Origin of the sequence: Granulosicoccus antarcticus IMCC3135 (genome assembly GCF_002215215.1) — a bacterium.
GTDB classification, from domain to species: domain Bacteria; phylum Pseudomonadota; class Gammaproteobacteria; order Granulosicoccales; family Granulosicoccaceae; genus Granulosicoccus; species Granulosicoccus antarcticus.
The window spans coordinates 4,252,110-4,264,211 of sequence record NZ_CP018632.1 but is presented as its reverse complement, the minus strand read 5'-3'; the positions used below and the strand labels follow the sequence as shown (position 1 = coordinate 4,264,211).

At 53.4% G+C, this 12,102-nt stretch carries 10 protein-coding genes; 8 read left to right on the top strand and 2 right to left on the bottom strand.

Annotated features, from left to right (window positions below; translation table 11 throughout):
* Positions 1-84: 84 nt before the first annotated feature.
* The 3 genes from IMCC3135_RS35595 (at position 85) to IMCC3135_RS18390 (ending at position 1,346) form a co-directional block, all read left to right on the top strand.
* Positions 85-294: a heavy-metal-associated domain-containing protein gene (locus IMCC3135_RS35595; RefSeq protein ID WP_088918937.1), complete on the top strand. Its 210-nt coding sequence runs from the start codon at positions 85-87 to the stop codon at positions 292-294.
* A gap of 75 nt (positions 295-369) precedes the next feature.
* A complete protein-coding gene (locus IMCC3135_RS18395) occupies positions 370-966 on the top strand; it encodes a DUF411 domain-containing protein (protein WP_088918936.1) in 597 nt (198 codons plus the stop codon).
* Positions 967-974: 8 nt separating this feature from the next.
* Entirely contained in the window at positions 975-1,346 is a 372-nt protein-coding gene (locus IMCC3135_RS18390; protein ID WP_157736093.1) for a hypothetical protein, read from the top strand.
* A 27-nt stretch (positions 1,347-1,373) separates the two neighbouring features.
* Here IMCC3135_RS18390 and IMCC3135_RS18385 read toward each other — a convergent pair whose 3' ends face one another.
* Together IMCC3135_RS18385 and IMCC3135_RS18380 are read right to left on the bottom strand one after the other, a co-directional pair.
* A complete protein-coding gene (locus tag IMCC3135_RS18385) occupies positions 1,374-3,098 on the bottom strand; it encodes an ABC transporter ATP-binding protein (RefSeq protein ID WP_088918934.1) in 1,725 nt (574 codons plus the stop codon).
* 389 nt (positions 3,099-3,487) lie between these two features.
* Positions 3,488-4,504 carry a lipoate--protein ligase gene (locus tag IMCC3135_RS18380; RefSeq protein WP_088921925.1) on the bottom strand — a complete coding sequence of 339 codons (1,017 nt, stop codon included), beginning with the start codon at positions 4,502-4,504 and terminating at the stop codon, positions 3,488-3,490.
* Between the two features lie 217 nt (positions 4,505-4,721).
* Between IMCC3135_RS18380 and IMCC3135_RS18375 the strand changes: the two genes are divergently transcribed.
* From IMCC3135_RS18375 to IMCC3135_RS18350, 5 genes are all read left to right on the top strand, one after another.
* Positions 4,722-4,910, top strand: a complete 189-nt coding sequence (locus tag IMCC3135_RS18375) for a hypothetical protein (RefSeq protein WP_157736091.1) — start codon at positions 4,722-4,724, stop codon at positions 4,908-4,910.
* 533 nt (positions 4,911-5,443) lie between these two features.
* Positions 5,444-6,919, top strand: coding sequence for a GAF domain-containing protein (locus IMCC3135_RS18365; RefSeq protein ID WP_088918931.1), 1,476 nt, complete (start codon positions 5,444-5,446; stop codon positions 6,917-6,919).
* Positions 6,916-9,063: a M50 family metallopeptidase gene (locus tag IMCC3135_RS18360; RefSeq protein ID WP_157736089.1), complete on the top strand. Its 2,148-nt coding sequence runs from the start codon at positions 6,916-6,918 to the stop codon at positions 9,061-9,063. The genes IMCC3135_RS18365 and IMCC3135_RS18360 overlap by 4 nt, the downstream gene beginning before the upstream one ends.
* Positions 9,060-11,168, top strand: a complete 2,109-nt coding sequence (locus tag IMCC3135_RS18355) for a preprotein translocase subunit SecA (protein WP_088918929.1) — start codon at positions 9,060-9,062, stop codon at positions 11,166-11,168. The genes IMCC3135_RS18360 and IMCC3135_RS18355 overlap by 4 nt, the downstream gene beginning before the upstream one ends.
* Positions 11,165-12,100, top strand: a complete 936-nt coding sequence (locus tag IMCC3135_RS18350) for an efflux RND transporter periplasmic adaptor subunit (protein ID WP_088918928.1) — start codon at positions 11,165-11,167, stop codon at positions 12,098-12,100. The genes IMCC3135_RS18355 and IMCC3135_RS18350 overlap by 4 nt, the downstream gene beginning before the upstream one ends.
* Positions 12,101-12,102: the final 2 nt, after the last annotated feature.

Genomic DNA, 12,102 nt, shown 5'->3' with positions numbered 1-12,102 from the left:
TGATTTTGCCAACTATTTTCTAATTGAGGGTTGAGCTTCCACCTACTGGAAGCTGTAGCTTGGACGTTTGTGTCAAAAACCGTCATGAAGAGCAATATGTTGAAACTGCATTTGCCAGAAATGTCTTGTGCTCATTGCAGGAAGTACGTTGAGGCGGCCATTCATAAAGTCGATCAAGCAGTAATCCCGGAGTTTGATATGGAGCAGCGATTGGTGAGCATCAACACACAGGTGCCATATGGAGATGTTCTGAAAGCCTTGGCGGAGGCTGGGTACGTGGCCAGGCAGGCATAGAATGTGTTGCCGCTATCAGTTGGTTATCTCGTAGTAACGTTCGGCATCGTTTAGGCAATCACTCTGGAGTTGTTCATGAAGAAATACTGTCGATCAAATGTGATCCTGGTGGCTACAGCCGGTCTGTTGCTGTCACTGAGTGCCTGTGCTCAGGATACGGGTTCCGATGCGCACCAAACGGTTGGCGAGTTGGAAGCACCGGCCGGATCACTGGACTCATCTGGCGCTTTGCCCGAGGCGTCCGTCACTGCTCTACCTGTTGTTTCAAACAGCGTCGCTCAATTGATCTCAGCAGGCAGTCGTCCCGATGTCGTTGTCTACAAGAATGCGAGTTGTAGCTGCTGCAAGGACTGGGTTACCTATCTTGAAGATGAAGGTTTTCAGGTAGAAGCGATCAATCACGAAAATCTCGATCAGATAAAGGCGCAAAACGGCCTGCACGCACCTGGACTGAAATCTTGTCACACAGCCTTGATCGATGGCTATGTTGTCGAGGGCCATGTGCCCGTGAGTGACATTGAACGCTTGTTGGCTGAACGACCGGATATTGTCGGTTTGACCGCTCCGGGAATGCCCATGAGGTCGCCGGGCATGGGCAGTCTGATTCCTGATGACTATGACGTACTGGCTTTCAGAAAAGATGGCAGCTCACGAATATTTTCTTCGTATTAGGAGATGTGTTGAAAGAGGGCTGGCCAGCTCCCTTGGGTGACACTGTCAGCGAACTTTTGTATCGCGTGGCCTGCAGTGCCAGCCGACTGATCGATGTGCGATGCATCTGTTGCACCGAAGTCTCACCCGACGAGGCGCACATGCTGGTACTGATTTCGGCGTTGGGCCACGGCGAGCTGCTTGAATACCGGGATCATCTGCTTGACTGGCTGGAGCCACAATGGGCCAACGCGGTATATATGCAAACATCGGATGTGGTACTGGCGGTTGGCGAGTTGGTATCAATGCTGCCTCGCCGAAAATGGGATTTTGACCTGCTGCGCGCTCGCCAGCCACTGTTCGATATGAGTGGGCATAGGGAGCGCGATATTAGGCATTGACGGCTGTTTGATCGTCACATCATGATGTTAATACACGCGATCCAGACCGCTTGCTGCCTGGAGTTTGCTGTAACGTCCGCCGATCTCCAGCAGTTCTTCATGATTGCCGATTTCGGTTATGCGGCCTTCCTCCATAACCACGATGCGATCTGCATGGCGGATGGTGCCAAGGCGGTGCGCAATGATCAATGTGGTTCGACCCGCACACAGTTTGCTCAGTGCGGCCTGAATCTCCCTTTCGGTCTCTGTATCGAGGGCGGAGGTGGCTTCATCGAGAATCAGTATGGAGGGGTTGCGCAGGAATGCCCTCGCGATGGCAACGCGTTGTTTCTGACCACCGGACAGGCGTAAGCCGCGTTCTCCGACTATGGTGTCCAGTCCTTCCGGCATGTTCTCGATGGTGGAGTCGAGCATGGCGCTATGGGCCGCTTCGAGAATTTCCTCCTCGCTGGCATCCAGTTTCGCATAGGCGATATTCTCGCGAAGAGTGCCGCCGAACAATAGAACATCCTGTGAGACCATGCCCACCTGTTGGCGAAGACTGTTGAGTGTGAAGTCTTGCAAGGCAATGCCGTCTATCGATATCTCGCCACTGTCTACCTCGTAGAAGCGCGGGATGAGAGTCAGTAGTGTCGTTTTTCCTGCACCAGAAGGACCAACAAAGGCAACGGTTTCACCGGCCTTGATATCCAGATGAATATCTCGCAGCACATCGCCATCGTTGCCGTATGCGAAGGTCACACTATTAAAGCGAATATCGCCGCGCAATGTTGGTGCTGGTTGGGCGTTGGGCAGGTCGGCGATGTCAGCTTTGGTGTCAAGCAATTCCAGATAGCGTCTGAAGCCTGCGATGCCGCGTGGATAAGATTCTATGACGGATGCAATCTTGTCCAGTGGTCGAAAGAAAACGCCTACAAGTAGCAGAAAACCAACAAAACCTCCTGTAGTCAGTGTGTCTTGCATGACCATATATGCGCCCACGACCATGATGGTGACCTGTACCGCACGCATGCCCAGATACTGAATGGATACGGAGGCTGCCATGACTCGGTAGGCTTCCAGCTTTGTTTTCCGATAGCCATGATTGTCCTTGGCGAAAAGTCCATTCTCGTGTTCTTCGTTGGCAAAGGATTGCACGACACGAATACCCGTCAGGTTCTCTTCCAGTCGAACGTTGAAGTTGCCGACTCTGGCATAGATAGCGCGCCATGTTCGCGTCAGCTTGCCGCCTGCGACAGTGGTCAGCACAACTGATAGAGGGACGATCAGGGCGCTGAGCAAGGCCAGTTCCACGTTGATCCAGAGCATCAGGGCAAAAGCCCCGACGAAGGTCATGATGGCAATGAACAGGTCCTCGGGGCCGTGGTGTGCCACTTCACCGATTTCTTCAAGGTCGCGTGTGACCAGGGATACCAGCCTGCCGGTACGCTGTTTGTCATAATAGCTCCATGACAAGCTCTGCAAGTGTGCAAAGGCACGCCGGCGCATTTCGGTTTCGATGTTGATACCCAGCATATGCCCCCAGTAGGTGACGATGGAGATCAGTCCTGCTGAGACGGTATAGATCAACATCAGCCCGATGGCGGCGAATACGGTCAGCCTCAAATTACCCTGTGGCAACAGGTGGTCAATGAAGCCGGTGACTGCCAGAGGAAATGCCAGTTCGAGCATGCCAGCAACTACAGCAGCACCAAAATCGAGCCAGAACAATCCAATCCATGGGCGATAGTAGGAAAAAAATTCTCGTAACATTGGGCTGATGACGATTGTTGGAGATAGGGCGAGCTTAAAGAGCCCCGTAGAATCTGTTGGAGTATATATGCCAGCTTTTTTGACGGTACCTGACTTAATAATTGTCAATGCAGTCAATTCACTTTGGACTGAAAGCGAATAGATTTCTAAAAAAAATGATACAAATGATAATCATTCGCATGAAATGTGCACGTCAAACGCTCACTTGAATTAGAACATTCATTGCGTTCTATCTGATCTTGAGTGTGCGTTAGAAGGTTTCATGACGTGTGTGGTTAGTCGAGGGGCCGGTGTCACCAATACAACGGGTACCAACGGACGCGATGAAATGTGCATGCGCGACCTTGTTGGTTCATATACCTTACAAAGGAAGATGTTTGCTTACGTTCTCAAGCGATTGCTCCCATGAGCCATGAACGAAATTCCTGTAGTGAACCTTCGTTGGCGCGATTGCTGGCAATCAAGGCGTCCAGGTGAGCGCCTACTTCTCTCTGGTTATACCCGGAGCCCTTGATGCTTTCTGCCAGTTGTTCAAATGGTGAAGGGTCAAGGCTATCCGTATAGAGCCTGGCGTCCTGAATGCGCCCCTTTGTTACGTTGAGAAAGACTTCAACACCGCCCCAGTTGAAACGTTCATCCAGTAAATGTGTAAATTCCGGAGTTTTCCCGTAGTTCCAATCCCAGCTACTGTAGAACTGGAAGATCTCTTCCAGGCCGGGTAAGTCGTAATTGTCGCCGGGGGCAATGTACTCGATCTCCACTTCGGCCTCGTAGTGGCCAAGGTAGGCCTCGATCAGTGCGCCACTGACCACGTCATGATTGATGCCTTGTTTGATCTGATCAAGATTGGTGACTCGTGACTTGACTGAAGTGATGCCTTTTGCGGCAAGTTTCTTTGGATTGGGGGTCAGGTAGCTGGCGAGCCTATTCAGATCGCTGTGCAGTAACAATGTCCCGTGATGAAAGCCTCTGTCTTTCGTTTCCCGGTAGGCCGATCCCGAGAACTTTCTCAACATATCTCCCTCCTGTACGACCAGATCATTTCGGCCGTTGGCAATCGCGTCTATGTCCAGTAATTTCAGGGCATCAAGAACAATGTTGGTGGATACTGTTTTGTCATATTCAGGCTTGCCAGCCATGAAGGTAAAGTTGCTATTGCCAGTGTCTTGAAATACAGCTCCGCCCCCTGTACGTCTTCTGGCAAGCTTGACATTGTCTTCCTCCATCCGGGAAATATTGCATTCCCGCCAAGGGTTTTGTGCACGCCCGATAACGACGGTGTCGATATTTCTCCAGATGAACAGAACACGATGCTCAGGGCTCATTTTCTCGAATATGACCTCCTCGACAGCGAGGTTGAACCAGGGGTTGTTTGATGTTGAAACCAGCACTCGTGTCTTGTTCATGAACTCTTCCATTGATATTTAGGTGCTATTGTAATCAAATGAGAATGATTATCAATAAGAGTTTGGATGAGGCAACTGTCAATACAGTCGATCTGCTGCGGATTGAATGAGAGATATTTGTCAGAAATGCAATACAAATGATAATCATTCGCATATGCTCACTTGAATTGACTTCTACATCGTCCAGATGCGCAAGGTCACCAATGTGGTTCAGTCCATGCCAAACGATAAGAAACCGCTGGTATTCATGGAAAACGCAGCATGGCTTCATCCGGAAGAATTCAAGGACCTGGACCCGCAAGCCACCTTGAGTTTCATGCGTACCTTGTCGATCGTCTTGAATCCGAGTATTGCCAGCGCGCAGGAAATGGTCATTGCCATGGGTACCTCGCTCCTATTGGCATGATCACATCGCTGATTGGCATATCGTTTTTCATCAGTCTGATTTTGGGCCAGCGGGCCGAGGCAAGAGCTGACGGCTCATGCCTACCCGAGCTTGTAGTAATGGATCATTCAACTCGGCTCGTCTGCTCGACCCCGGGCTATTGGCAGGTTGTGCAGGGCAAGCTGATTTGCCAGTAGCAACAATTGCCAGAGGTTATACGTGGGGAATTGCTGTTTGATGAAACGGGATGTACCTCTTGCCATGTGCCGGTGCTGAAAACCGTTAGCCAGATGACGGTTCTGCATTGAATCGGTTTCTCGAATCGTTGTAGGAAAATGCGCAGAAACAGATTTGTAACCTGTTCGTAGGGCCTATCGCTGTCACATATTTGTGTACATGTGACGTATTTCCAGGTTTGTGTCTTTGCTTGGAATGCTGCTTGCTGAACAACTTTCATAAATCCCCATTTCATGGCGACAACCTGGAAGTTGATCTGTTCACATGCAACGATATTCTTACTGCAGTTCGGTTGAACCGGTTTCGACCTATCTGTAATGGGTAGTCTCGCTGACAACTCAAGGTACGCCACCGCGGGTGCGAACGCAGACTCTAAGGAAGCTCCAACACCAGAGATTGCGGCCTTGCATGCTCGTGCCGTAAGAGCGGAGAGACTGGCTGGACATCAGGCGGTGTTGGTTGGCATGCTCGCAGAGCTGCTCGCCAGTAACTCCCTGGAAGGTGCGTTGGATGCATTCGCAGGAGCACTGCAGTCAAAGTTCGGTTGTGATCGAGTTGCGATTGCCCTGGTAGCAGGCAATGATCTGAGCCTGTCGGCTGTCTCGCAACAGGCCGTGCTTGAAGCCTCTTCATCCGAGGCTCGTTTGCTGGTCGATGCCATGTGCGAGGCCTGCGCTCAGGAATCCATCGTGTGCTGGCCACCAACCTCGGATGCTTTGGGCGTGCTGGTTGCTCACCGGGCATTGGCAGGAAGACGTTTGACAGGTGCGATTTGCAGCGTACCGTTGTATGTCAACCAGGAGTTGGTCGGTGCTTTCTTGCTGGAACGACGTGATCAACGTGCGTTTCCCGTTCAGACGCTTGAGCGTCTGTCTGTGTGCCTGGCACCCTTGCTGACACTGCACAAGAAGGCGGATCGTGGCTGGTTGCGTGTCTTTGGTTCTAGCTTGAATACGCACCTTGGACGATACCTGGGCAATGAGCGTCCTGGCATGCGAGCACTGTGTATTCTGGCCGGGCTTCTTGTTGTCGGTTCATTGACGATGACAATGCGTTGGCAGATCGTGGCCCCCGCTGAATTGCTATCCAATGAACGTCGTCTGATTACAGCACCTCAGAATGGCTTTGTCTCCGATATGCTGGTGATTGCCGGGGATAGAGTTACTGAAGGGCAAGTGATTGCCCGATTGGATCGTCGTGAAATGCAGCTTGAAGCGGCAAGTCGCGACAGCGATATTGCCATGGCAGATGCTGAGTTTCGGGCGGCGATGGCCAGCTACGATCGTCAGGCTACCGGTATTGCCCGGGCACGCCTGGCACAAGCCAGGGCACGGCGTGAGGGCGTTGAGCAGCGACTGAATCGTTCGGATCTGACATCTCCTATTGATGGGCTTGTGATTGCAGCCGATGCTGCCCGCACGAGTGGTACTGCCGTATCACGTGGCGAAACCTTATTCGAAATTGCACCCAATGCCGACTTCGAAGTTCACGTTCTGGTGGATGAGGCGGACGTGTACGACGTGTTCGAGGGTCAGACAGGGATGCTCTCACTGAGGGCCATGCCGGGAGAGGGCTTATCCATTGTCGTAGAGTCTGTGTATCCCGTGGCAGAAGCCAATGAAGGCATGAACCGGTTTCGTGTTCAGGCCACGCTCTCTGAGCCTGTTGGCAAATTACGTCCGGGACAAAGTGGCGTTGTTCGACTGGATGCCGGCCGGATGAGTGTCATGGGAGTAATGACCCGGCGATTGAATCGCGCGCTGGCTGAGTTGTGGTGGCGGTTGGTCGGATGAGTGATACCTCTCTTTTCAGTAGCCAATGGCATCGAGTTCGCGATGTGCGTCCACGGCTGGCCAGCGATGTTACGGTTTCGCGACATGTATACCGCGGACGCACGGCCTACGTGTTACACCGCCGGGCGACAGCTGCCTGTCATCGCCTTGATGTGGCAAGTTTCGAACTGGTGGACCGGCTGGATGGTGACACCACTGTCGGACAGCTGTGGGAACGCGCAATTGTCGAACGTGACAAGGGTGCGCCCACGCAAGATGAATGGATTGCACTGCTTGCCGAATTGCATGCAGCCGAGCTCATTGTGGTCGATCGACGCGTTCCTGAGGAGAAACTGTTTGATCGGCGTCAGCAGCATCAACGTGCGCAGCAACGACAGCGCTACCTGAATCCGCTCTACCTGCGTTTTGCACTACATGACCCGGACAAGTGGCTGACCAGGTTCACCCCGTTTGCACAGCTATTGTTTTCGCGCGGTGCCGGGCTGGTTTGGTTGACGTTGATTATCTGGGCCTGTCTTAGTGTGTTCACTCAGGCGGATCAGTTATGGGACTCATTATCCGGTTCAAGCTTGCTGAGTTCTCGCTATACGCTGCTGTTTGCGTTGATCTACCCACCCTTGAAGCTTTTGCATGAGTTTGCTCATGCTCTAGCGGTCAAACGTGCTGGTGGCGAGGTGCATGAAACCGGTATCGCCTTGATGGTGCTATTGCCATTACCCTATGTGGACGCCAGTGCCAGCGCCTTGTTTGCTGACAAGTATGATCGGATGCTGGTGAGTGCCGCCGGCATATTGGTCGAATTGGCTTGTGCGGCTATTGGTGCCTTGCTTTGGGCCAATACTGAGGGAATGTTGCAGGACATCGGTTTAGTGATGTTCATGGTGGGTGGTATATCGACGTTGCTGCTCAATGGCAATCCACTGTTGAAATTCGATGGATATTATCTGTTGGCGGATTGGATTGAAATTCCTAATCTGACAGCACGTTCACGTGCTGCGGTGCTCGGGACTTTGCGATCACTGGTCTCGGGCAAGCCTGAGTCCCGCAAACGTTACGATGATCGCGGGGAGCGAGTCTGGCTGCATGCCTACGGTGTGTTGTCGGTCATCTATCGCACGCTGTTGATGTTGTCGATAGCCTGGATGTTGAGTGATCGATGGTTTTTTCTGGGTGTGCTGCTGGCCAGTGTTGTTCTCATTCTGGTTCTTATATTACCGGTGTGGAAAGCGATATCGGCTCTGATAAAAGACCCGGTTTACCGTTCAGGTCGCTCAGCATTGTTGGCTGGTGTGGTGCCCTTGCTGCTGGTCATGATGCTGTTCTGGTTGCCAGTTCCGAATTCAAGTGTAGTCCCTGGCGTTGTCTGGATACCGGACGAGGCGGTTGTGCGTGTCAGTAGTGAGTGCGACATCAGCGATGTGTTTGCACAGCCAGGTCAGAATGTGAAGGCGGGCGATACCTTGTTTATCTGCAAAGAGCCGGAAGCCCAGGCCAGGTTGCATGAACTGGTTGCTCGCGTGGATGAGCTACGAGTTCGTCGAGCAGGTGCGGCGGCTCGGGATCCGTTGACGCTAAACACCCTGGATGCAGAGCTTGCCGCCAGTGACGCGGCGTTGGCGGATACGCGCGAACGTATCGTTGCCGCAACGCTGAGAGCGACACTGGATGGCCTGTTTGATGTTGTCGATACCAGTGCTCTGCTGGGACGATCACTCGATCGTGGAGATGTGGTGGGTTATGTCATCCCGCCGACGGTGCGAACCGTCAGACTGGCGATTGATGAGGAGTGGATTGTACGATTTGACGATCGGCTGAAATCTGTGCAATTGCGCGTTAGTGGGGCCAATGGTCGTGCCCGTGTCTATGACACCACCGTGCTGCGACGTACCCCGAAAGCGAGCCATAGGGTGGCCAGTGCCGCGTTGAGCTCCTACGGGGGCGGATTGCATACGGCTGATCCTGACGGTGATGGCAGGCTCTTGAAGCAGGCTGTTTTTGATGTTGAACTGGAGTGGCCTGAAATGGCAGGCTCTGCCGCGGTAGGCTCGCATGTGGGTGTACGTCTGGTGTACGCATCGACACCCTTGCTGGAACGGCTGAGTACCGCGTTACGTCTGGCCATCGCCAGCAGAGTGGCGTCATGAACAAGCCGCGAATGAACGTGGATGCACAAAGCTTGTGTCCAGCTCCGGCTCATCGATTCGGCATGCCATCGTTGCTCAATTGGATGCCGGCTCTGCGAGCAGAGGCACGACTCAGCTTTTGTCGACCGGGGCTGCGCTATGGACCCTCGCCAGTCAGACGCGAATCGCCTGACAGGCGTACCTGGTTTGATCGTCTGCTCACTCGTAGCCTTACCTGCCGCGAACGAAGTCAATACACCGAGACAAGGTCGTCTGAGTGGTTGGCCCAGCTGATCGTACGCACCAAAACGCTGGCCGAGCTGAGTCCTGAGCAGCGCGATGCCAGGCGAGTCGCACTGGTACAACATATGCGTCAAGGTGTAACAAGGGACGAGCAACTTGATGATGCGCTTGCGCACGCCTGTGTCGCTGTGGAGATGGCACTGGGTCTGGACCCGCGTCCCAACCAGCGTCTGGCGGCACGGGCCATGCTTCACGGCCACTGCGTGGAGATGGCAACGGGTGAAGGCAAGACTCTCAGCGTGTCATTGGCCGCTGGTGCGGCGGCACTCAGCGGTACACCTGTGCATGTTCTAACGGCCAACGACTATCTGGCTGCGCGTGATGCCTCCAATCTTGAACCTGTATACCAGTGTCTTGGCTTGCGCGTTGCCAGTGCAGCATCAAGTGTTGATGCTGCTGAACGTGGGCTTGCCTATGCTGCTGATGTGGTTTATGTCACGGCAAAACAGGTGGCTTTTGACTGGTTGAATGATGCGTTGGAATCAGGTACCAACCCCGAGTCGTTGGCCGCACGATTACGTGTGCTGACACATCCGGCATCGCCCACATCACTCAGACCCAAGTTGCGAGGGTTGTGCCTGGCGATTGTTGATGAGGCCGATAGCCTGCTGGTCGATGAAGCCCGCATTCCATTGGTGTTGGCAGCTGCACAAGAGTCAGGCTCGGTTGTCGATACCGAGGCGGTAGTGGCCTTGGGGTTGGCTGAGCAACTGCGTGAAGGCGTGGATTACAACATTCTGTCAACAACTCGCCTTGTTCAGTTAACCGATGCCGGGCGTGCCGAGCTGATGAGTATTTGTGAAGGCATCGCTCACGTCTGGCAATCCTCCCGGTATCGTGAAGAGAGTGTTGTGCAAGCCTTGACGGCTTTGCACCGCTTTGAGCGTGATCGAGATTACATCGTGCGCGAGGGATGCCTGGAGTTACTGGATGCACACACCGGACGCGCTTTACCCGATCGCCGTCTGCCGCATGGTTTGCACCGGCTGCTGGAATTGAAAGAAAAATGTGCACCCTCCGCACAGCATGAAACCATTGCTTCGGTGCCATTTCAGCAGTTCTTCAGACGCTATATGGGATTGGTAGGCATCAGTGGCACATTGAGTGAGGTGGGTGGTGAGATTCATCACGTCTACGATCGATTGCTTGTTCGTATCGCACCACATCGCCCTAGCCGCCGAGTTGATTTGCCTGCCCTTGTCTTTGTGGATCGTGTATCCCAACTGCAGGCATTGGCGATTGATGTGCGCCAGAGGCAGGGCTTGGGTCAACCTGTACTGGTGTGTACACGGAGTGTCGAACAGTCACTGGGCGTGTCTGCCTTGCTGACGGCACACAGCCTTTCGCATCAGGTGCTCAATGCCTATCAAGATGCCGAAGAAGCCGCGATTGTTGCTAATGCTGGTCAGACGGGTCGTGTGACAGTGGCGACGAATATGGCCGGGCGTGGCACTGATATTCCCTTGGGTGAGACAGTTGCTGAACTGGGTGGCTTGCACGTTATCTCACTGGCTTTCAACGACGCTCGGCGTCTGGATCGGCAGTTGGCCGGGCGAGCGGCTCGGCAGGGTGATCCGGGTTCATGTCAGCGATTGTGCAGCCTGGACGATGCCTACCTTGTAGAAGCCATGCCTGTATTGCTACGGAAATTAGCTAACACACTGGTTGAAGGTGGTTGGCATAGAGCGGCCATGATGTTGATTCGCCTGGCTCAACGGCGAATGGAGCGACGGCACAGAAAAGAGACTCAAGTGTTGTATCGCTCCAGAGAGAAACTGGAGCGTCATCTCGCCTTTGGAGGGCGAAAGGATCACTTATCATGATATTACCAATAGTTCTATCTCTGCCTGTGAAATCAACGTGGCCCGGTTGTCTGTTCTCCCGCTCAGCGGTGCTGATCAGCGGTGCCTTTCTGGTATTCATATATTCGTCCATGGCAAGTGCTTCTGAGCCCATCCCGGAAGAGGCTCTGGATTGCCTGATCGAGCCCTGGGTTGTGTCGGATGTAGGAAGTCCGGTGCAAGGCGTGATTGACAAGTTGCTGGTGGATCGGGGAGAGAGGGTTATCAGAGGACAACCGGTGGCGCAGTTGGAGTCCGGGGTGGAAAGCTCTGAGGTCGCGCTGGCTGAATTACGAGCTACCACAAAGAGTGAAGTACAGGCCCGGGAGGCGGACCTGAGACTGGCGAAAATGGAACTGACACGACTGGAAGATTTGTATCAACAGAGCATGGTATCGGCCCAACAACGCGACGAATCCAGATCAAATTATCAAATAGCCAGTGCAGCATTGACTTTAGCGGTGGAGAACAGAAACATACAGCAGCTGGAACTCAAGCGCTCACAACGCTTATATGCCCGGCGCATTCTGACAAGTCCAGTGGATGGCGTCGTCGTGGCGCAATTGGCTTTTGCAGGCGAGTTCGTTTACGACAACCCGGTGATGACGATTGCCGCACTGGATCCTTTGCGTGTGGAAGTCATGCTGCCGGCTCGATTGTTCGGTACGATTGCTGTTGGCGATCTGGCGCGGTTGTATCCGGAGCTCGGAGGTGAATCCGCCTTGTTCTCGACTGTGGATGTGGTCGATGCAATGCTGGATACGCGCAGCGGTACGTTTGGAGTGCGACTGAAGCTCTCCAACCCGGATTACAAGATACCGGCTGGTCAGCGTTGTCGCATCACATTCGGGCCAGGGCTGGCAGCGGCTAATCCTGAGAATGAGGTTGTTGAACCAGAATCATCCGGGCAGTAAGC

What these genes read in the sequence shown, in the direction of transcription:
- IMCC3135_RS35595 (WP_088918937.1), top strand. Translation starts at nt 85, where the DNA reads ATGAAGAGCAATATGTTGAAACTGCATTTGCCAGAAATGTCTTGTGCT.
- IMCC3135_RS18380 (WP_088921925.1), bottom strand. Translation starts at nt 4,504, where the DNA reads ATGAACAAGACACGAGTGCTGGTTTCAACATCAAACAACCCCTGGTTC.
- IMCC3135_RS18375 (WP_157736091.1), top strand. Translation starts at nt 4,722, where the DNA reads ATGCCAAACGATAAGAAACCGCTGGTATTCATGGAAAACGCAGCATGG.
- IMCC3135_RS18355 (WP_088918929.1), top strand. Translation starts at nt 9,060, where the DNA reads ATGAACAAGCCGCGAATGAACGTGGATGCACAAAGCTTGTGTCCAGCT.
- IMCC3135_RS18350 (WP_088918928.1), top strand. Translation starts at nt 11,165, where the DNA reads ATGATATTACCAATAGTTCTATCTCTGCCTGTGAAATCAACGTGGCCC.
- IMCC3135_RS18385 (WP_088918934.1), bottom strand. Translation starts at nt 3,098, where the DNA reads ATGTTACGAGAATTTTTTTCCTACTATCGCCCATGGATTGGATTGTTC.
- IMCC3135_RS18365 (WP_088918931.1), top strand. Translation starts at nt 5,444, where the DNA reads ATGGGTAGTCTCGCTGACAACTCAAGGTACGCCACCGCGGGTGCGAAC.
- IMCC3135_RS18395 (WP_088918936.1), top strand. Translation starts at nt 370, where the DNA reads ATGAAGAAATACTGTCGATCAAATGTGATCCTGGTGGCTACAGCCGGT.
- IMCC3135_RS18360 (WP_157736089.1), top strand. Translation starts at nt 6,916, where the DNA reads ATGAGTGATACCTCTCTTTTCAGTAGCCAATGGCATCGAGTTCGCGAT.